Source organism: Ruegeria sp. D3, from assembly GCF_056534465.1.
In genome coordinates, this window is record NZ_JBQFPK010000010.1 from 171,103 (window position 1) to 192,070 (window position 20,968).

Here is a 20,968-nt window from a genome sequence, read left to right on the forward strand (position 1 = left end):
ATATCTCTTACCGAAAAACACCGTGACACGTCGCAGTCAGCAGCCGGTACCGTTGCAAACCGCCCCAACGGTTCGAACCAGTATCTTAAGGTCAAACCAAAGGCTGATCTTCCGCGAATAGTCGCTGTCAAAAATCGCGCGATGCGAGAATCCAACGTCGTTGCGTTCGGAAACCTGCCAAAGTCCGGTAATGCCCGGTTTCATCAGATTGTACTCCTTCCCGGGATACATCTTCTGCTGTTCAGGCAGCATGGGACGTGGTCCAACAAGGCTCATGTCACCAATCAAAACATTCCATAGCTGAGGCAGTTCATCCAAGGAGGTCATGCGGATAAATCGCCCGAGTTTCGTCACCCTTGGGTCGTCGTCCAACTTTTGCTTTGTTTCCCATTCAGACGCAAAGTTAGGATTATCGTCTAAATGTTTCTGCAAAAGCTGATCGGCGTTAGGCACCATCGAGCGAAACTTCAAAAAGTCGAATTCCCTGCCACCCAATCCAATGCGCTTTTGCCGGTAGATGACAGACCCCCCCTCAAGCTTGATCATAAGGGCAATTAAACCCATCAGCGGAAGGACAAATGGGGCACCAATCACAACCAGAAAAACATCCAGAATGCGCTTCCCTTTTACGGCATAAAAACTCTTCAAACTGTCTTTGTCACTCTCAAGCTGTACAGAAGCTTGATTATTTTGATAAATTTCAGCGTCTTCTAATTGGAAAGAACCTCGAAGTTGGTTCATGGTAACCCCCAAAACTAGCACTTTCGGACAACGGCCACATCGACGGAGCATTCTTCAAACAAAATGCACCCGAGAAACGCCTAGAACCCAAATGGCTCACGACGTTCCAGTAAACCTAATTTTCGCTCAATAGATTCGAGGTCGCGCGCGATGATGCGCGTTTACCCACCCATTATATTCTCCCGACTCACTAAAAAACGTGGTCAGAATTGTAGCCCCACAAGATGATCGCACTTCTGACGAGGCGAAACAACTTTTTTGTTATTAATTGACAAAGTGGATAGGCTCAGCTGCCTGAATTTTCCGCAAATTCCAGGCGCCGACTGTTCGCAGGACGATGTAGAATTTTTTTGCGCGAAGAGTTCAGATTAGCTCATCTTACAACACGCCGTCAGGCATTGCGACCAGAAGAGTTTTCGGTTTTCATCTGCACTTTACGCGTGAATTTTTCACGCAACTTTACGTTGAACGCAAAATTAAGACCCGCGATCAGAACCGGAGCACAACATCCGATGAACAAGCTGGTCAACGCAGCTGATCCAATGGTCGTTCCGGAAATAAGAAATGCTACAAAACACATTGCGGCGATCAACGGACCTGCCAGTAAGTAGACTGCTAGCATTGTTCTCTAAGCTCTTGCTCTTGGTGTTTCGCGTATTTTACTCTGCCTATCATGCGCCTCAAATGTGCGTTTTTTGGGGCACCCACTCACCAATATAGGTCAGTGAATCCTTTCGTTATGCTTTGACACATAATTTTGAAGCTGGTGTCATAGTACCATCATATCTCTGGAACAACGACTCATCCGGCACAAAAAACCAAAATACGCAGCGTCGTTAGGCAAAATTGTGCCACCCAATATTTTTGGGCTTTGCGGGCATTGGTTAAGAAGCTGTTTATAATACGCTATTTCAAAGAGGGAAATTCGCCGATGTTCAGCCCGCGCCTGATTTTTGCGACGACAACAAGAGCGGCAGTTTGTTTTACGGCCACAAGAGTGGCAAACATCGCCACTGCGGCAAGGGTCAACAAGCCAAGTTGAACCGGCAAGCCCGATGACGAGTTGGCCAATAGCCCCAATGGAACAAAGGCAACGGTCCCGGCAATGGCCTTGTAGATTTCAGGCGCTGGCACAGTGACCGGATCAATTTTGCGACCGAAATACTGATAGGCCATAAAACTCAGGAGGGCGCTCAGTGCAAAGGCAAGAGCGGCGCCTCGCGCGCCCAAGAGCTCGATGATTAAGTAAGACAGGATCACATGCGCTATCAGGGCACAGCAGGTTATGGTCAGTTGCAACCCCGTCCGTTTCGCCCGCGTGAAAGAAAAGCTGATATAGGCACCCTGAAGCCCGAAAATAAACGAACCAAGCGTCAATATCCGAAGGTATTCTGAAGAATTCTCGACAAAATCAGCCTCGAACAGAAGACTGGCCAAGACCTCAGGAGCGCAGATCAGCGCCGCAGCAAGGGGAATCGACACCAGCATCAAGAACGAAAAGTAACGCTCCAGATAAGCGTTCGAGCTTGCGGTGCCATGCTTTTCCTGCATTTCAAAGACAGAGGGTGCGACAACGCGCATTATGGTGCTCATCAGTAGCCCCAAGGTTCGTGTAGCCAGTGCCTGCGCAGCGGCGAAGTATCCGGCAACCTCTAACCCGGCCAACGCAGCCAAAAGTGATTGCGACGACATCGCGAAGAACGTTGAGCTTGACGCAACCACGGCCAGCGGAAAACCGAACCACAGGTAGGTTTTTATTGCGCTGAGCTGTGGCCAGGCGATACCAGACTTCTTTAACGCGATACCCAGCGCATAGGCACCCGTCAGCGCAGCCCCCAGTGACATTCCGATCACCGCACTTTTGTACCCCCCGCCACTCAGCACAAACCCGATCGCGAAGGCTACGCCAAGCGCATGACGCAGCAGGGTGACCGCAGCGAATTTCGGGCCTTCGTGATACAGCCGAAGGCACGTTGTTCCCACTTCGTGCATCGCCAAACTGACGCTGAAGATCGCAGCGTAAAACAGCCCGTCCACCCATGCTCCGGGCAAAATCAAGGAAGCAATTACGGAAACGACCAACATCATGACCGACAAGATCGCGCCCGCGCCCAAGGTCATTGCAATCGTGGTACCTTCGAATTCCTTAGCATGGTGAAATCGGCTGATCGCGATAACCAACCAGAGAAACGTGAACGAGAACAGAATAGTCCCCAGTAACATTGTCAGATTGTACCTGGCAAAATCTGCCGGCCCCAAAACACGGGTAATTACGACTAGGATCGCCACCACAAAAACTGCGGACAGGATTCTGGGAACAAAGAACCAAGTCATCGAGACCGGCACCCTGTGGTCGCCTCTTTGAAACTCATTAGAACCTAACTGCCGTGATCAGGCACTTACACGACTCATAAACAACTGCACTGGAATTGCAGCAAGGATGGAGCCCTCCTTTTGACCTGTCAACTTTCCCCCTGGCTCGAGCAGGCAAAGTGGGCTCTGAACCAGCCTTGAACGAGCGTTCTAGGGACCGACCCGTTTCGATTGAGTTCACGAAGATAGACAAGGCGTGGGGTGGTTAGTACGCTTTCCCAGCCTGAGCCGTCTATTGGAGCTTATAGGCCACTTTTAGTCCGAACCCCGAATCGTGCCTTGACCCTATGAAAGCAACATACCGCACATTTTCGAGCCAGACCCTGGATGGGAGCACATTCCATCAGGTCGTGTTAATGGTGTGCCAGGTTCTGATCGTTCTGACGGGAACTGGGCTTTTGTCCATCGTGCTGTGGCAAAACTCGCTGGCGAATAAAATCGAAATCCTATCTCTGGCGCCGATGCTTGCAATCACGTGCCTCTACTATCGGCATTTGCTCCGGGGGGCCGTCGCATCACCCGAGATCGTGTTGATTGTGATCCTTGCTGCAGCATCAGTGACGTGGAGCACCTATCCCGCCGAGTCTTTGGAACGCAGCATTCCGCTAATCGTAACAACCGCATTCGGCCTGGCCATGGGCAGTATGATGTCGCTGCGAGGGTTGCTTTTATTCATTGCGACATTTTTCGGCTTATCAATGGTGCTGGCAATGGGGGCAATCATTGCGTTCCCGCAAGCAAGGGGTATCCCGCCGTGGGGGGACACTTGGAATGGGATCTATATGCACAAAAATGGGCTTGGGGCAGCGGCCACAGCTGCCTTGTTGTCTTGCACCTATGCAGTGAAAACACTTACGGGAAAACTGAAAACTCTGTTTGTTTTGCTAACATTGCTATCCCTGTTTCTGCTTATTGCATCAGAATCCAGAACCTCTCAGATCTTGGCTGTGGTGACGATGTCTGCACTTTTTTTACGCGGCCTCTTCCCAAATCGCGAAATCATGTGGGCCATCTGCTTCATACTAATCTCGCTGTTTTTGGTGGGCGTGACTGCATTTGTTCTGACATCGACTGTCGCAGAGCCTTTGTTCGCGCTGATCGGGCGCAAGCCAACACTTTCGGACCGTATTCCGCTGTGGGAAATCGTATGGCCTTACGCGATGGACAGGTTTTGGCTGGGATACGGCTATGTCGCGCATTGGTACGAAGACGCACCGTACTTACGCATTTACTTTATCAAACTGGCGTTTCAGCCTTTCTATTCCCACAATGGCCTGATTGAAACTTTCCTGAATGTCGGATTTGTCGGCGTTGTTTTGTTTTTTCTTGCGCTCATGCGGTTCTTCTACGCGATTTTCTACAGCCTGTGGTTCATCCAGAACCGCGACTCGATCGCCTTCACCCTAGTTCTTGGGATGATGTTCGTCTTTGGCAACATAACTGAAAGTTTTATTCTGGAGAGGCTTTCCGCCACTTGGATGTTTTTCGTGGCTTATGCGACCAAGATGAACTTGATCGTTAAAACCGTGCGCACTGGTCAAGCTTCAGCCCAACAATAGAATTCACTCGGCGCGTTTCCGTTATGGAAATAATATTGCATATTTTGCGCAATGTTTCCGAAAACTGCTTCTGCAATCGCGCTTTAATCTTGCGGGAAGATTGACAGCAACCCGCCAAGTGTTGTCGACTTTGAATATTGAAAATTCGAGTCTTTTTCTAATCTTAGGAACTTTTGGGGAGGCCCAATTGAAGACAGCAATATTTGCAGGTGGCAAAGGATCCCGCCTGATCGAAGAAACCCGCATCCGCCCCAAGCCTCTGGTTGAAATCGCCAACCGGCCGATCCTTTGGCATATCATGCAGCACTACTCGACCTATGGGCATCACGATTTTGTCCTGGCTCTTGGGTATATGGGCGATCTGATCAAGCAGTATATATCCGATCTATGCCAGCACGACGGAAACCTCCGAGTGGATTTCGCCAAACGCGAATTGTTCGGCGAGCCCGAATATCACAACAGTGTGCTGGACGCGCAGATGCCGCCCTGGACGGTTGATCTTATTGATACTGGGACCAATACCATGACCGGCGGGCGCCTTGCCCGACTGCAGCCTTATCTGGGCAACGAAACTTTCATGCTGACCTATGGCGACGGCGTGTCCAACGTCGACCTTGATGCGTTGCTGGCCTTCCACAGGTCACATGGCAAGCTGGCCACGATCACCATGGTACGACCCCTTACGACGTTCGGCCATTTGCAGGTCCGCGAAGATGGTTTGGTCGAAGGCTTCATGGAAAAACCCGAAACGGCCGCTGACTGGATCAATGGCGGGTTTTTCGTACTGGAACCCGAAGTGTTCGACGCAGTGGCAGACGTCAATGGCGACGAAATCATGTGGGAAGAAGGCCCTCTGCCCAAGCTGATGGAGCTGGGCCAACTGATGGCCTATCGCCATTCCGGCTTTTGGTATTGCATGGATCACCTTGCCGACAAACGTCGCCTTGAAGATATGTGGAAAAGCGGCAACCGGCCCTGGGCGACCTGGGAAAACGCGAATGGCAACGCGCCCCAGGCCACAGAAGATGGCAACGGAAAACACCGCCCCGGAATAGGCCGAGGCGGCAATCCCGGCGATTGGGTGCGATACAAGTCCCTGTGACACAAACCGCCATTCGGGCCGGGCATAGACCGTCTGTCAGAAAGGCGTTGCGATAAGGCGCGAAGCTTGGGTCAGGTCCAGGCGTGCGTTGTGTGTAAGGAGTAAAAGTGTGACCAGTTCCGCAGTTTCCGCACCGGTGCGACGCGAGGTATTGATATTCTCGCAACGCAAACTCAACGCAAATATCTCTCGGTGCTCGGGCTATGAGTTCGAGGATGTCGTTGCCGAGATCGAGGACGCTAAGGTTCTGACACCGACCCGTACCAGACAACCTCGCATTCCGTTGAATCCCAAGCGATGGTTGTCCAAACGGACGGACCTTTTCCAGCACTGGCCCTCTGGTGTGCTGCAATCTCGCTTGACCAAGGATTACGATCTTTTTCTTTGCAATGTGCAAAGACCTGATGAGCTATTGGTACTGGATGCGGTACCGAACTGGCGCGACCAATGCGACACGGCAGTCTGTGTACTGGAAGAGGTTTGGAGCGGCGATATCGATCTATACACTCCTTTGATCAAGTCCCTCTCGCAATTCGACCTGATCGCCTGCGCCTTTGCCGAAACTTGCGGCATGATTCAGGATCTGACCAACACCCCCGTCATCCAGATGCCCGCCGCTGCGGATATGGTCCGCTTCGCGCCCGACTCGCTGAACGTCGATCGGCCGGTCGACATGTATTCCATGGGCAGACGCCGCGCCGAATTGCACCAGAACCTGCTTGCTGCGATCAAGCAGAGACGGGGCTTTTACATCTACGATTCTGCCACCAAACCCCCGATCACCGGCGATCATACGGTGCATCGCGATTTGCTCGCGAATCTGATTCAGCACTCAAAGCTGTTCATGGTGGATATCGCCAAACTGGGCCATGCAGACCAAAAAGCAGGCAATATCGCCTGGGGCCCGCGACACATTGAGGGCTTTGCAGGCGGTGCGATTCAGGTCGGATACGCCCCGGATATGGAGGACTATCATCGGTTCTTCGACTGGCCCGACTCGGTCATCAGATTGCCCGAAGACCCCGATGAAGCCTTGGAAAGGATCGTGGCCCTTTGGGATGATCCCGCCGAACAGGACCGGATTCGCAGGGTCAATTTTGCGCACGGCCTGCAAAAACACGACTGGATGCATCGTTGGGCGCAGGTGTTGGACCATCTTAACCTGCCCGAGCCCGACGGTATGCTAAAACGTCGTCAGCACCTTTCAGATATCGCGGGGAAACTGGGTGCAACGCAACAGGAACAGACACTTGGTCCGAATGCCTTGGCGGCCACTTGATCCATCCCATTTCTGTGGTGAAGTCGTGGGGCGGCAGGTCGCACTCAGTACCCCCTCAAAACCAGTCAAAAAACCAGAACGTGCTAAAATCAAACTTGCCGCCCACACGAGAAGAATGACATTGTGGCAAAATTGTGTCCACTCCTCGAATGGAAACTGATTGTTAGCTTTTTGGAAACTATCGCTTGAAAACCGATTCGATTGATCGCTTTCAGGAATCGCGTTCGCCTGAGAACACGCTCCGCGTATCAGTCGTTTTCGATCAGCGGCCAGCTTGTGTCCTTGGCTGAAATCTCAGTCACTTCATGCGGCCACATTATACTAAGCGCTGGGTCGTCGTACCGAAACCCGCCCTCATCTTGCGGCGAGTAATACTCGTCAACCATGTAACTGGCGACTGAGTCTGGCTGCAGCGTTTGAAAGCCGTGCGCAAAGCCCTTGGGCACATACATGGCAAGTCCGTTCTGTGCGCTCAATTCAGCGCTGAAACTCTGCAGATAGGTCTTGGAACCGGGGCGAATATCAACAATTACATCGAACAACGCGCCCGCAACACATCGGATCAGCTTGGTCTCTTGCGCCGGGGCGTGTTGGAAATGCAGACCACGCAAAGTCCCTGCGTCACGGCTGAGGCTCATGTTCCCCTGCACGAAATTGGTCACAAGATCATGCGCTGCGAACTCTTGCGCGCAGAACGTCCGGGCAAAGAAGCCGCGATCATCGCCGCGCCGCTCCAACTCGATCAGATAGGCACCGGACAGAGGCGTTTCCTGAAAGATCATCGTTGTCCCCTTTTCCTTCCACTGCCGATGGTTAGGACACCGCAGGCTGCAGACCGATACCTTCGTACCGAGAAACGCTGTCCTTGGGTATCATCCGGCGCCCGTCGATCACCAAAGGCTGTACCGTTTGACCGTTCAACAGCATGGGAAGCTCGGAAAACTCGGGCCAACGCGTGACGATCATGACTGCATCTGCTCCATTTAGAGCCTGTTTCAGATCGTCCTCATAGGTAATCCTGTCCCCGAACAGTGCTTCGGCCTCATGCCGGGCAATTGGATCATAAGCGGTCACAACAGCCTCATCCGCCAACAACTCGCTGATAATGGTCAAAGCAGGGCTTTCGCGGATATCATCCGTACCCGGCTTGAAGGCCACGCCCAGAACAGTGACGCGCCGTCCGGCCAAAGCCGGGATATGCGATCTGAGCCGGTCCATCATCTGATGCGGCTGTTTGGTGTTCGTCTGGATCACCGCATTCAGCAGAGGCATAGGTGCACCTGCGTTTTCGCCATAGGCAATCAACGCTTTTACATCCTTTGGAAAGCAACTTCCGCCAAAGCCGCAACCCGCCGCCAGATAGGTTATGAACCCCGGCCAGACCCTTTCCGCGTTTTCCGGCAGGATCGGCGTGAACCGCTTGTCCAGATGCATCCCCTCCATCGCTTCGACAACGTCGACACCGACCTTGGCACAGAGATTTCCGATTTCATTCGAGAAGGAAATCAACGTCGCCAACAAAGAGTTGGCTGTATATTTGATCATTTCCGCTGTCGCCGGGTTTGTCCGCACAATGTCGACGCCGGGGAAAACAGAATAAAGCTCATCCATCACGGCGATTGCGCGACTGTCATTGCCGCCGATCACGATCCGGTCGGGATGCATGAAATCGGCAATCGCTTCACCCTCTTTCAGAAACTCGGGGTTCATACCGGTGCCGAAATCCCGGCCTGCTTTTTTGCCAGAGGCTTCCTCAAGAATGGGCGTGACCACCGTATCCGTCGTGCCGGGCACCACCGTGCTTTTGACCACCACGACATGGTAGGCGTCTTTGTCTTTTAACACCTCGCCAATCTGACGGGACACGTCGCGGATGTATTTGAGGTCAATTTCACTGCCGTCGAACGGCGTTCCAACCGCGATCAGTGAAATGTCTGAGTTGAGCACCGCTCCGCGCAGGTCTGTTGTTCCGCGCAGGGTCTTGCCAACAGTTTCGCGCAACAGCTCGGCCAGTCCGTCTTCGTGTATGGGCGGGGTACAGGCGTTGATCTGGTCGATTTTTTGCTGAACCGTGTCCACGCAAACCACATCGTGCCCTTTACCCGCAAGACAAGCGCCTGAAACCAGCCCAACATACCCTGTTCCGATAACCGAGACGCGCATCACTTATCCTCCGCCTCTTGATTGCCGCTGTACCAGAGCAGCGCACGCCGCAGGCCCTCATCCACGCCGATCTCGGGGTCATATCCGATTTCGGCGCGGGCCTTGGCGATCACCGGGCACCGGCGGTTTGGGTTGTCGACCAGATAGTCCTTGTCGTCCGAGACCTGAAACACGACCTTGCCGGAATACCCGAATTCATCCTTGGCAATCGCGGTGACACGCTCGGCCAGATTGGCCATCGAAATCTCAGGTTCTTCGATCCCGATATTATAGGCTTCACCCGGTTTTCCGTTCAGCATGATCTTGTAATAGCCACAGACCGCATCGGCGACGTAGCAAAACGTCCGGGTTGGCGCGCCATCGCTGAGCATTACGATATCGCGCCCCGCAAAGATATCGCGGGCGAAATCCGGCAAAACCCGCCGGTCCGAGATCTTAAGCCCCGGCCCATAATTGTTGAAAGGCCGCGCGATCGTGATCGGCAGGTCGTGCTGTTGCGCGAACACGACGCACAGCGTTTCTCCATACCGCTTGGATTCGTCGTAACAGGCGCGTGGGCCGGTGCAGGACACATTGCCCCGATACGTCTCGGGTGTGGGAATGTTTTCGGGGGTCGGATCGCCATAAATCTCGGAGGTTGAGTAGAACAGGAACCCTTTGATCGGCTTGCCCTTTTGAGCCTGGCTCAAAGCATATTCCAACATATACCTCAGGCCACCAACATTCGCGTCCATCGTCTCGAGCGGGTGTTGGCGATAGTAGATCGGTGACGCGATCGAGGCCGCGTGGATGATATAGTCATAATCACCCATATCATCCGGCAGGGGGTTCGTGATGTCATGCGTGGCCAAGGTCAGGTTGGCATCACCTTCGATCGCTTTCAGCCAATCGGGAACGCCCCGGACATAATTGTCGAAAACGGTCAACGAGATCGGCCTATGGCCGGACAGCTTGTTCCAATGCAGGACGGATTGGACAAGGTAAAATCCCAGAAACCCTGCGCCTCCGAGGATCAGAAGATTTTGACCCGACATGGCTTGAAACTCGGGCCCAATCTTGCGGGCGATATAGTCTAAATCAGCAGAAACAACATCTTGAGCAGTTTTCACGAGAGTTTTCTCTTTAAAGTTAAGGACTGGTAACAGGGAACATTTCGTCTTGTTGCTGGCGTAGTTTGACCGTGAGGCTATCGGTTGGCAGATCGACATCGTCATATGTCAGGACGGCATCTTTCGAGATATCGCGCTTTAGCGTTGCGTTCTCGGCCAGACCAATCGGTAGCAGGTTCTGCGACCGCACCACGTCATAGTTTTCGCACATGCCATAGGTCATGTATCCGCCCAGACCATCCAGTTTGGCCCCGGCTTTCAGGTCGGTCTTGGCACAGGTGATTACATCCACGACCGGACCGGCGATAGGCGCGATCACGGTATCCTGGGCCAAAGCCACACGCGCGGCGGACAACGGTACCTCAAAAATCGTCAGGTGGTAAGGCACATAAAAGCTGTAAAGGTCGTTCTGCCCCAGTTTGCCATAGTTCAGATAGTGGCGCTGCATATCGTCCTGCGCCTCGGCAAAGACGTACACGCCGGGGCTGGGCTGACTACCGACCACATACTCAACGATCCCGCCCAATGCGCGGATCTGGTCAAGATCATAGGCCCCGGTCAACTCGTCCACATGACCTTTGTGCTCAATCCCGATCATACCGCGTTGGGCCACTTTGAACCCGGTCGCATTGGCCACAATTGCCTGCTCGAAGCTGATCTTGGTGCCATCCGCGAACGAGGTGACCATGTGCGGGGTTTGCCCCCATTGCTTGGCGAAACCCTCCTGCGTGGTCGGATTGCGGTAACGATCCTGCAAGCCCTTGATGTTGCCGCAAACCCGAGGGATCAGACCGATGCTTTCAACAAATCGCAGTAGGTTGATCTGCACGCCCGGCTGATCGCCATCACATCCGGTCAGAATAACGCCCGCCTGATCTGCCATTTGCTTAAGCAGAGGCCCGACCGTGCTGTCCAACTCGGCATTCATCAGAACCATGTGTTTGCTGTTCTCAATAGCAGCTGTCGTGACCCGAGCGCCGTATTCCACATGGCCAGTTGCTTCGATCAACACATCGACCTGTGACATCGCACAGGCCACCAAAGGGTCTGCGGTGATCACGAACTTGCCCTGTTCGACAGCTATGTCAGCGGCAGCGACAGTTTCAGCTTCGACGATATCACTGGGGGGAACGCCGGCATCCAGCAATGCCTGCCGCGCGGCGGAAACAGTGCGGTTACACAAGACGCCGACATGCATTCCGGGGGTATATCGCACAACCTGATTGACCAGACCGCGCCCCATGAACCCGGCGCCAAATACACCGATCCGGACTGGATTATTCTCGGCAGCACGGTTCTTGAGAAGGGTATCGACAATGATCATTTACATACAACCAATAAAACAACTAACAGTTCGATCTTTGCGCCAGTGGATAGCAAGTGGCAGGCTTTAGTCAGACTGGGCCTTGCGCAAACCAACGCGCTTTGCTCACAAGCACTTGATCAAAGGATAAACTGGAATCGTGATTCACATAAACGATTCGATTTATCTGAGCATTCAGTGGATGATTGAAGACGGCGCATTCCAAAGGATTGTCCAAAGAATAGTCAAAAGTACCGCCGGATTTGTGGTGTGCTTGCTCAAAACCATCCGAACCATGCGTCACTCGCCTCGTGATCAATGGCTCGGTGCGCTCCGCGTCTGTCTGCTCTGTCAATTGGACCCTAGGCCTGCTGCCGACGCCGCTTTGACCTGAGTTTCTTCAAGAATGGACAGGCAGCGTCGACAAAATGTTTCCGACGAATGTTTTGCAAAGCTTTGAATTGGAAACAGGACAGCTTGACTGGGTAAATCAGAGGAAATGCGCTTCATATGCCGCCAGTAGGAAGGGTCGTCGAACTTAAATCCACCTTCGCAAACAAAGATTTCACCTGAAACGTTGTCGATTACCAAGTCATGCGCGAAAAAACCGTGGCCAAGAACATGGTGTAAGTTCCGCGCCATGCCTTCGAATTCCTCAGCCTTTGGGACGACCAGAACGTCGTTCAGGTATTCGACCAAAGCGGGTTCAAGGGGGGTATCTTTGGCATGCACACTAGGGTTCTCTTCCTTCGCGTCGCGGGCCCTTGGATATGAATGAAGGATCGTGTCGTCGATGCAAACGATTCTGACGGTCGTGTAGAACAGTCGGCCGTCGTACTCGATCCGCGTGTCAATGAAGTCAGTAAATATCCGCCGTTCATCCTCAGCAGGTAGTGCCTCGGTTCCCTCTTGAATCTCGGTCGGTAAGGCCGTCCCGAAACGACTTCTGACGAAGCCCCCGGTTTCCCTGAGCGTCGGAACCGGGATACCAGCATCCACAAATGCCTTGTGCGACGCCAGCTTGTCCGCCAACAACTGACCAGCCTCGGCGGTATTGAATGTCGCGATGGCTTTCTTTTCGAGATCCAGCACCTTCGCACTGAAAATATCACTATGGTCTTCACCAAATAGGTGGACCAGAAAAACCGGTACTTCATCGCTCAGAGACGCTTCCAATTCAGCAACATTTGACGCCCATTCGGTTGCGAACCCATTCCTTCGCAAAGTGTCACAGAACGTCGGAAGAAACTCGAATGCCGAAACCTTTCCGTTGGCGAGTGGCCCAGCCTTTGTCAGGGCCGAAAATACGACTTTTGCGCGTTTCTCGGTTGGCTGCGATTCTTTAATTAGCCGATCGAGGATAAAAAGCGGTATCTTCGGAGAAATCTGCAATACTTGTTTGGCGAATTCTTTTAACACAATGGAATTCCAGTCTAAAACAGAGTAACAATCCGAAGTTTCAAAACTGCCGTCTTGCTTCGCTAACAGACACCTAAAGCTTTTTGACCATTAGCTGGACTATCTTTCCCGCTAAAGAACGTAGCTTCGTTGTCGGTAAAACCTTACTCGGAAAACTTGACACATTTGCAGATCTCTCGCAACTCGGCCGTCGTTTGTCGCAAGACGGGTACGAAAATCGAGTTATTCCATCTAAGCGCCTACCCGAAGTCCCGATAGTTTCCAAGCTTCCGCTGCCGAGTGAAAGCGATATGGACTACCCATACCTTAGCTTCGGCCTTTGCCGGGCCGCGTCGCTCTCGTGTCTGAGGTCCTTTCCCAAAAGGATATCGCTTTTCCGGCAAAGCGGTGATCCTTGAAGAGTTCGAAATCTCGGCCCTTTGTTAAGGCGTTCTCGCTGTGGTTCCTTGGGTACAGTTTAATTGGTGTCACTATGCTTCCGTATTGCTTTCGGAAACCAAGTGAGAACGTATGGCCACCTTTGTGCAACCAATCAACAGCTTGTGTTTATTCGAAAAAGTGGTGAGCCGTGCAGGATTCGAACCTGCGACCCACTGATTAAAAGTCTTATTAGCCCATTTTCGATAGCATTATAGCCAATTCGATTGGACAGTATATTCTTTTAAATAACAAATTTTAGCGTGCAGAGGTTTCTATAAGACCATTCCCAACTCTCCGCACTTTGCTTACCCTGTGCTTACCCAAGCCGTCCGAGACCAATATGCCCAACGCCGGATTAGCAAAATCAAGTGTCGATCGCCTTTCAGCAACAAACCGGGACACGATATATTGGGACGACGGTCTGCCGGGTTTTGGACTTCGCGTGAAAACGACCGGAGTCAAAAGCTTCTTAGTTCAATATCGCAACAAACAAACCGGTCGGTCGAAACGCAAGACACTTGGGCGATATGGGCCGACCTTGTCTTTGGGCGCCGCCCGCGAAATAGCACGCGCGCTTCTTGCTGACGTGGTACGTGGCGCAGATCCTGTCGCCGATGCTCAAAGCCTAAGGCATTCACCAACGGTGAACTCACTTGCCACGCAATACATGACCGAACATGCGGAACCGAAGAAACGTCCCAGTAGCGTTCGGAATGATCGGTCAATGCTGGACAGATACATTCTCCCCAAGCTTGGGGATCTTAAAGTCATTGGAGTGACGCATCAGCCTGTTCAGAAGCTTCACAATCAAATGCGTGATACGCCCTATCAAGCCAATCGCACTCTGGCGCTTATGTCGAAAATGTTTGAACTGTCTGTGCGCTGGGGTCAGCGTTCTGACAATCCGGCGCGCGGCATAGAAAAGTTCCCCGAGGAAAAGCGGGACCGCTGGTTGTCAGACGGTGCTTTTGGTGGCTCTGTCAGAGCATCCAAATCAGGTTGCAGCGAAAGCTATTCGCCTGCAGCTCCTGACAGGCGCACGGATCGGCGAAGTGCTGAAGGCGAAATGGGAAGACTTCGATTTGGACCGCGCGGTCTGGACAAAGCCGTCGCACCACACAAAGCAAAAGCGACGAGAGCACCTGCCGATTTCGTCAGCAACCTGTGATTTGCTTGCGGCAATGAAAGCAGGGGCATCTCCTGAAAGTCGTTGGTTGTTTCCGGGACGCTCTCCGGACCAACCGTACAAAGATCTGAAGAAATTTTGGAGCTCGGTCACCACATCAGCAGGCCTTCAAGACTACCGTATCCACGACAATCGGCATACGCATGCGTCGCATCTCGTTTCCAGCGGTCTGAGTCTGCCTATAGTTGGTCGATTGCTTGGACACACGAACCCGTCTACCACGCAACGCTACGCGCATCTCGCAGATGACCCGTTGCGGCAGGCAGCGGATGTGATGGGTAAGAAGATCAGCGGTGGCAGTTCCTGAAACCTGAGAATTTCCTGTGCTGAAGACACGCGAGCGGCAATTAGACTGCAGCTGTCGGCACAGTGTCGATGTTTGGGACAGAAGGGAATGGACGGAGATATAAGATGTCCAAATCTCTACTTCCCGTTGTCACAACGCGCCGTCCGCCTTGGAACAAAGGCAGACTAGTCGGACAGAAGCGGCCATTGCAGTCAAAGCAAGTCTGGGCCATTCGCGCTCGGCTCGAACTTGCAAACAAGCTGAGAGACCTAGCATTGTTCAATCTTGCCATCGATAGCAAGTTGCGCGGGTGCGATCTCGTCCGCCTGAAGGTTAACGATCTCGCCGTCGGCAATTCTGTTCGCGATCGGGTATCCGTTGTTCAACGTAAAACTGCGAAGCCAGTGCAATTTGAAGTGACGGAGAATACACGTGAAGTCGTGTCGCAATGGGTCTCTTCTCTATACATGCATGGACAACGGTATCTGTTTCCAAGTCGTATGCTTGCTTTGCCGCATCTTTCGACCCGGCAATACGCTAGGCTTGTCCGGGAATGGGTGTCAGCGATTGGTCTCGATCCGTCCAGCTACGGTACGCATTCGCTTAGACGCACCAAAGAGGCTTTGATATACAGAAAGACCGGAAACCTACGTGCCGTTCAACTTCTGCTTGGTCTCAGCAAAGTGGATAGTACGGTGCGTTACCTTGGCGTCGAGCTTGAAGACGCGCTTAGTATTGCCGAACGCATCGATCTTTAACCTTTTAGGCGGGCGGGATCGTCCGCTCGCCGCTCCCAAGCAGACTTTCGGAATCTCCCGTTAATATTCCGCTTCGAGCCCAAAGCTGACCGGTTTAATTCCAGCACCAGCGCCTAAACGAATGATTGCCAATCGCCTAGTGCAATTGAGCGTTATGTGAAAATTTCGTAAGAAAAGACCTCTAAGTCTTCCTCAAAACCCCGCAAAGAATGCCGCCCCAATTTTTTCGGCTCTTCAGATACCAAGTTCACAAAATCGCCTGTTGCTAAAAGCCGCGCCTCCAGTTTTCGCGTCAGGCCCTCTAATCTGCTTGCTATCGCGACTGATGGGCCAGTTACCGTAAAGTCCAAGCGCTTTTCAGTACCAACATTCCCGTAGACAGCCGCCCCAGTGTGCAAACCAACCCCAAATTCAGCACGGTCTAATGGATCAAGTTCTTCATTCCTTTGGAACGCTTCACGCGCCGCGGACAGGGCAGCTTCGCACATGTCTTCGGGTAGTCTTCGTTGACCATCAAAAGGAAAGATCGCAAGCAATCCATCGCCAACGAATTTAAGAACCTCTCCGCCGTGATCGTGTACCGCCCCACCGACACAATCGAAGAATTGGTTGACCGTCGCGACATATTTTTCTGATGACAAGCGCTGGCTCAAAGCCGTAGAGCCGCGCATATCGCTGAACAAGAGAGCGCAGTCAATTATGCTGACATCTCCCCGGGCTATTTGACCGTTCAGTACGGATCGACCGGACAACTTGCCTAGATAGACCTCCATCAACTCAGCTGCCAAGAACTGCTCCGACAATACACGCGCTGCACCAAGCAAAGGTAAAGATAGCCGCGACAGACCATCTACCTCACGGTCTGTGAAGCCAGAACGACGCTTTGTAGCAAAAGACACCGACGCGCCCAAAGCCCACTCCATATCTCCGTCAAAGACAACGGTGCGATTGCCGAATGGTGCACTGCATACGACATAGTCGGTGACACCTGCTTCAGCGAGTTTTCGGAAAAGCGGAAATTTGTTACGGGTCGCTTGGTCTGTCAGATTTGCTCGCATGAAAGGAAACTTGATTGTGCCGTTCGCAAGTCCATCCGCCAAGTCCCAAACTTCCTCATTAAAGTGCTGTTTCGCAATCTCATTGGCCAATTTCGAATTCTCTCCGAAGGGTGCTTTGTCGAAGAGATCAGCCGTTACTGAGCTGCGTGGAAGAACAGTCCATTCAATACGATGGTTCGATGCATCCCACGTTGCATCGAGCAATCCAATTACAGGGTGCATCATCAGGCGGCCCAAGGAAACACGCGTGACCGGCACGCCACCATCGATCAGCCTGTTACTTAACTGCTCGACTAGTCCACCAAGATCAGCATCAAAAAAGGCCAGCTTTTGCAGCCAATCTGCAATGCGATCGAAAACATCCGCCATAACTTACACCTCCACCATCATTTTGTTACAGCCGAAGGCTCGTGTCATTCGGTTTGTCTTCGAACGCTCAATTCTCTAGCGATGGGTTTGCAAATTCTCACGCACGTTCGCTCGCGATATTGGCCAAAGCCCGTCAATTTTTCAGCCTTGGAAAAAATGCCAGGCACAACAGTCGATAGAAAAACGTGACTATTCAACTTTAAAGTACTCTTTCCAAGGTCCTGTGCAGCGGTGCAACTAATGACCGCTTTGTCCGCAGAGCGGTCATTAGCGAAAATTCTGCGAACGTCTGCACCGAGCCCTAAGTTCAAATTTCTGCACCTTGCATCGATGCCGGAAGTTAAGAAGAAAACTGTCGTTGAGTGTTCTATTCAAACCGCACCTTCTTCACTTTTTGGGTTGTGCTTTTGCTCCCAAGGGGTGTCTCATACAAATTGTAATGTGATCATTGGATCTTAGCCGTGTTCGACGCGTCGACATACCTCGCGATAACATCGATTGCAGTCATCGGCACTGTTCACGTCTTCTGCGTGTCTTTTTACCGGAGATTCCCCGCCCTAGCAGGCTGGCTTTCTGATTTTTCATCTGGGATCGGACTTGGCTATGCTTTCCTTTTCTTACTGCCAAAAATCGTTGAATTGTCGGCCGATTTGGCTGCAAATGGGAAATGGGAAAACTCGCTGTTCGGTTATTCGCTCCTAGGATTTCTCATTTACTACTTGCTGGAAGCCAGTCGCGACACGGGGGCCGATAACAGGTTGTCGCTTGGCTTGGACACAGTGGCACTTGGAACCTATAATTGCTTGCTTGCCATTACCGTCATGCAAACGACGGGAACATCACCTGAGCTGTACGCTGTTGGAACGTTGGCCTATTCATTGCATTTGTTTGGGGTGAATATCTTTCTCTATAAGACCCACCCCGGACACATGTCTGGATGGCTACGCGCATACTTTGTCGCGTCGCTTGCAGTCGGCATATTGATCGGTCTCAACGCAGACAAAAGTAGCATGATCTATTCAATTGCGACTGGGTTAACAGGGGGTGTGATAATAGCCCTGTCTCTTCGGGTTAAACTACCCAGCCTTTCGGCGGTTAATACAAAAGCTCTCTTGATTGGTGTGGTGTTTGCTGCGGTCGCAGTCGAGGTCACCCGGTACTAACCCGACGACCCTGTTAAGTCTTTCCGTAGTATTAGCCGAGCCATTTGGCTCAGCTTACTATTTTAAGATAATCTGAAATTCATTTACTCAAAGTCTCTGCAATGCCTTTCATCGCAACCATCGAGTCCAGGTACATAGGTGTGTTTTGAACGTCTGGCTGGCTTGATAGCTTCACCATAACTACATTGGCTTTTTGGTTCACGTACAACAGCTGCCCATAGACACCGATACCGTAAAACGCACCTGTTTCTCTATCTTTCACCCAAACTTGATTACGGTAGTGGAAGCCTTCAAACACCTCCGCATATGCGCTTTTCTCATAAGCTGCGATAACGTCATCATTTGCTTTAATCGTGTCAGCTATCCAATCCGGAGGAATAACTTGAGTGTCGTTAACCTTACCGTTGTCCAGCATCATTATGCCAAATCGCAATAGGTCACGAGAGCTGGTAAATAACCCGCCACTCGTTTGCACAATCCTTTTGGGCCCTAGTTCGCTATATGCAGGGTCTTGAGCACCGATGTCCTGCCACAATTCGGCCAGTACATCCAAATAGCTCTCGCCGGTCGCCGACTCGATAACCATACCCAGCAGCGCAGATAGCACTGAACGGTAATTAAAAACTTCACCGTCTTCTACCAAGGTCTCGCGATCACTCAGAGAAATCATGTATTCCTTAACGCCAGACTCTGTATCACAAACTTCTACTTTTTCTGAGAGGTCCTGACCAAACGCACAGAACAGATCACCGGCATCGTCTAAGTAGCCGCTAGACGCATCTTTCCAATCAACAGCAGCGGTCATATCAAGGAGATGTCTAACCGTTGTATTTTTGAATGCTGGGCCTTCCAACTCTGGCAGGTATTCGGTGATCAGCTTTTTCGGATCTAGTTCTCCCGCCTCAACCGCCAGCCCTGCTGCCATACCCAACACTGTCTTGGTGATCGAGTGAATGCGGTGAGGCGTATCAGCTCTCATGCCATTGAAGTACTTTTCAGCGACCAATTTGCCATCGTGATAGATCAAAAAGCTATCGGTATGCGTTTGATGCAACCAGTCGTTGATGTTCTGTTCTTCATTATTGCTAGCTGTGAAAACAAAAGTCTCAAGCTCGGTTGGGTATGCCGCTTTTTTCAAAGTACGTACCCAATCTGACGGTGGAACTCGTGCTAATTCGCCAAAAACATTCGTGCCTTCAAATATCCATGGGCTTCTGTCTAAAGATTCAACGGTTTCATCCCAGAAATAACCAGCCTCTGCGCTTGCTGATTGCGTGGACGCAGTAAGCGCCGCACCGGAGGCCAAAAGAGCGATAGCAATAGCGGAAGTCGCTAACAGCTTGTTTGCACTTCTTTTCATTTTGGGAATCTCCGTCCGACTAGACAATCTCTAAGCAATCCAGCCACGCTTCAGATCTGGTGTCTAGCCCTTTGTGTTTGGGCCAGAGGTTGTCAGACGACTGCGAATTAATCTCTGGTAGGACAGTTTAGTAGTCGCAAGCGACGGACGGCAGATACTGTGCGTTAGTCGCCTTGAACAATGTTCGCTTCGTACGCATCTCGGAGGATGTATAGCTCGAAATGAAGGTCCGCTTCGGTGTGAGACCGGCAATCGGAAAGCGATGAGCATTAGGCGGCTTTGTCCGCAACTCTGCCGTTCAGCAGATTTCAGCGAACGTCCGCTGCCGTTCAATGCAGACCTACAGGCGAATTTTCTCGGAATGACCACCAGCAATGACCGCTATCCGTTCCTATGCCGTCATCTGACGAAAAGACTCAGATGACTGCCTTGAGCCCGAAGCAGACCTTCTCGACCAGTAGACCACGCCGGTGCAGCATTACTTCTCGTAAACCGGAGCGCCGCGGCGCTGATTAAAGACCAACCACTCATGCTTGCTGCGGCGAAATTCGGAGGCACTACGACTCCATCGCGGACAAAACACTCGTTGTCTCTGAGGCCGCTGCATGGACTAAACCCACTCGATCGGATTCGTCTTCAACACCGCAGCGAATAAGCCGTCGTTGCGCGGAACAGCGGCTCACTGTAGACTTCAAACAGGGGAGGTAGATCCATGCGTTGGATTATTACCATCTTTACAACTGCATTCTTTATACTTGGGCCCGCTCAAGCAGGTCAGTTATTCGATGCAGCAAAGCAGGGCGATACAGCGACCGTTAAGGCTCTGCTGGAAAGCGGTACCTCGGTTGATGAGCGGGGGCCGAACAAGGCTACGCCTTTGATCGCTGCTTCGTTGGCTGGAAACACCGAAACCGCTGCGGCTCTGATCGAAGCAGGGGCTGACGTGATGGCGCGTAACCACAGCGGTTTCACTCCACTTCACGCGGCTGCCTTCGGCGGTAAGATTGAGACAGCGCAGCTGCTTCTCGCTAAAGGCGCAGACGTGAATGGACGCATCAACAGGGCCGAAAAGTCACCCATCTTCATGGCGGCCGATGAGGGTCATATCGAGATGATCGAGCTACTGCTCGACAACGGTGCGGATATTGTGACACTCGATAACGATGGCTTTTCGGTTCTAATCCGAACGATGTTCCGTAAACACTATGATATCGTTGGGCTGCTGAAGCAGAACGGAGCCACATGCCCCCCGCCGGATGCCTTCGGCCCGGAATTTCACCGCCTGTGTTTGGAGGCAGGCACATAAGGTAAGGTCAAAAA

The 20,968-nt window shown here is 52.0% G+C and carries 17 protein-coding genes and 1 pseudogene; 8 read left to right on the forward strand and 10 right to left on the reverse strand.

Annotated elements, in window-relative coordinates; all coding sequences use genetic code 11:
* Nucleotides 1-36 precede the first annotated feature (36 nt).
* Nucleotides 37-741, reverse strand: a complete 705-nt coding sequence (locus ACR0DX_RS15845; RefSeq protein ID WP_170355789.1) for a sugar transferase — start codon at nucleotides 739-741, stop codon at nucleotides 37-39.
* A gap of 906 nt (nucleotides 742-1,647) precedes the next feature.
* Nucleotides 1,648-3,075 (reverse strand): oligosaccharide flippase family protein, encoded by a 1,428-nt coding sequence (locus ACR0DX_RS15850; RefSeq protein WP_170724661.1) that lies wholly within the window; start codon nucleotides 3,073-3,075, stop codon nucleotides 1,648-1,650.
* Nucleotides 3,076-3,401: 326 nt separating this feature from the next.
* Here ACR0DX_RS15850 and ACR0DX_RS15855 point away from each other — a divergent pair, with 326 nt between their 5' ends.
* The 3 genes from ACR0DX_RS15855 to ACR0DX_RS15865 all read left to right on the forward strand — a co-directional run bounded on the left by ACR0DX_RS15855 (nucleotide 3,402) and on the right by ACR0DX_RS15865 (nucleotide 7,054).
* Nucleotides 3,402-4,673, forward strand: a complete 1,272-nt coding sequence (locus tag ACR0DX_RS15855) for an O-antigen ligase family protein (protein ID WP_480846677.1) — start codon at nucleotides 3,402-3,404, stop codon at nucleotides 4,671-4,673.
* A gap of 187 nt (nucleotides 4,674-4,860) precedes the next feature.
* Nucleotides 4,861-5,775: a glucose-1-phosphate cytidylyltransferase gene (gene rfbF / locus ACR0DX_RS15860; protein WP_170355784.1), complete on the forward strand. Its 915-nt coding sequence runs from the start codon at nucleotides 4,861-4,863 to the stop codon at nucleotides 5,773-5,775.
* Between the two features lie 109 nt (nucleotides 5,776-5,884).
* A complete protein-coding gene (locus ACR0DX_RS15865) occupies nucleotides 5,885-7,054 on the forward strand; it encodes a glycosyltransferase (RefSeq protein WP_170355783.1) in 1,170 nt (389 codons plus the stop codon).
* A 248-nt stretch (nucleotides 7,055-7,302) separates the two neighbouring features.
* On the opposite strand, the gene rfbC is transcribed toward ACR0DX_RS15865, so the two are convergent.
* The 6 genes from rfbC to ACR0DX_RS15895 form a co-directional block, all read right to left on the reverse strand.
* Nucleotides 7,303-7,836 carry a dTDP-4-dehydrorhamnose 3,5-epimerase gene (rfbC, locus tag ACR0DX_RS15870; RefSeq protein ID WP_170355782.1) on the reverse strand — a complete coding sequence of 178 codons (534 nt, stop codon included), beginning with the start codon at nucleotides 7,834-7,836 and terminating at the stop codon, nucleotides 7,303-7,305.
* Nucleotides 7,837-7,867: 31 nt separating this feature from the next.
* Nucleotides 7,868-9,217: a UDP-glucose dehydrogenase family protein gene (locus ACR0DX_RS15875; protein ID WP_170355781.1), complete on the reverse strand. Its 1,350-nt coding sequence runs from the start codon at nucleotides 9,215-9,217 to the stop codon at nucleotides 7,868-7,870.
* Entirely contained in the window at nucleotides 9,217-10,326 is a 1,110-nt protein-coding gene (locus ACR0DX_RS15880; RefSeq protein ID WP_480846681.1) for an NAD-dependent epimerase/dehydratase family protein, read from the reverse strand. Before ACR0DX_RS15880 ends, ACR0DX_RS15875 begins: the two co-directional genes overlap by 1 nt.
* A 19-nt stretch (nucleotides 10,327-10,345) precedes the next feature.
* Nucleotides 10,346-11,650: an NAD(P)-dependent oxidoreductase gene (locus ACR0DX_RS15885; protein WP_170355780.1), complete on the reverse strand. Its 1,305-nt coding sequence runs from the start codon at nucleotides 11,648-11,650 to the stop codon at nucleotides 10,346-10,348.
* 70 nt (nucleotides 11,651-11,720) lie between these two features.
* Nucleotides 11,721-11,984: a hypothetical protein gene (locus tag ACR0DX_RS15890; protein ID WP_480846683.1), complete on the reverse strand. Its 264-nt coding sequence runs from the start codon at nucleotides 11,982-11,984 to the stop codon at nucleotides 11,721-11,723.
* Entirely contained in the window at nucleotides 11,981-13,048 is a 1,068-nt protein-coding gene (locus tag ACR0DX_RS15895) for a hypothetical protein (RefSeq protein ID WP_170355779.1), read from the reverse strand. The genes ACR0DX_RS15890 and ACR0DX_RS15895 overlap by 4 nt, the downstream gene beginning before the upstream one ends.
* Nucleotides 13,049-13,808: 760 nt before the next feature.
* On the opposite strand from ACR0DX_RS15895, the pseudogene ACR0DX_RS15900 reads away from it, so the two are divergent.
* The 3 genes and pseudogenes from ACR0DX_RS15900 to ACR0DX_RS15910 form a co-directional block, all read left to right on the forward strand.
* Nucleotides 13,809-14,327: pseudogene (locus tag ACR0DX_RS15900) on the forward strand (integrase arm-type DNA-binding domain-containing protein); the annotation flags it as partial.
* A 112-nt stretch (nucleotides 14,328-14,439) separates the two neighbouring features.
* Nucleotides 14,440-14,961, forward strand: coding sequence for a site-specific integrase (locus ACR0DX_RS15905; RefSeq protein WP_480846686.1), 522 nt, complete (start codon nucleotides 14,440-14,442; stop codon nucleotides 14,959-14,961).
* 104 nt (nucleotides 14,962-15,065) lie between these two features.
* Entirely contained in the window at nucleotides 15,066-15,698 is a 633-nt protein-coding gene (locus tag ACR0DX_RS15910) for a tyrosine-type recombinase/integrase (RefSeq protein WP_170355778.1), read from the forward strand.
* Between the two features lie 152 nt (nucleotides 15,699-15,850).
* Here ACR0DX_RS15910 and ACR0DX_RS15915 read toward each other — a convergent pair whose 3' ends face one another.
* Nucleotides 15,851-17,125: an adenylate/guanylate cyclase domain-containing protein gene (locus tag ACR0DX_RS15915; protein ID WP_170355765.1), complete on the reverse strand. Its 1,275-nt coding sequence runs from the start codon at nucleotides 17,123-17,125 to the stop codon at nucleotides 15,851-15,853.
* 461 nt (nucleotides 17,126-17,586) lie between these two features.
* On the opposite strand from ACR0DX_RS15915, the gene ACR0DX_RS15920 reads away from it, so the two are divergent.
* On the forward strand, nucleotides 17,587-18,288 hold the full coding sequence (locus tag ACR0DX_RS15920) for a hypothetical protein (protein WP_480846689.1): 702 nt from the start codon (nucleotides 17,587-17,589) through the stop codon (nucleotides 18,286-18,288).
* Nucleotides 18,289-18,367: 79 nt separating this feature from the next.
* Here the strand turns inward: ACR0DX_RS15920 and ACR0DX_RS15925 are convergent, their stop codons facing one another.
* Nucleotides 18,368-19,648: a serine hydrolase domain-containing protein gene (locus ACR0DX_RS15925; RefSeq protein WP_480846691.1), complete on the reverse strand. Its 1,281-nt coding sequence runs from the start codon at nucleotides 19,646-19,648 to the stop codon at nucleotides 18,368-18,370.
* Between the two features lie 712 nt (nucleotides 19,649-20,360).
* On the opposite strand from ACR0DX_RS15925, the gene ACR0DX_RS15930 reads away from it, so the two are divergent.
* Nucleotides 20,361-20,954, forward strand: a complete 594-nt coding sequence (locus tag ACR0DX_RS15930; protein ID WP_170356191.1) for an ankyrin repeat domain-containing protein — start codon at nucleotides 20,361-20,363, stop codon at nucleotides 20,952-20,954.
* Nucleotides 20,955-20,968 lie beyond the last annotated feature (14 nt).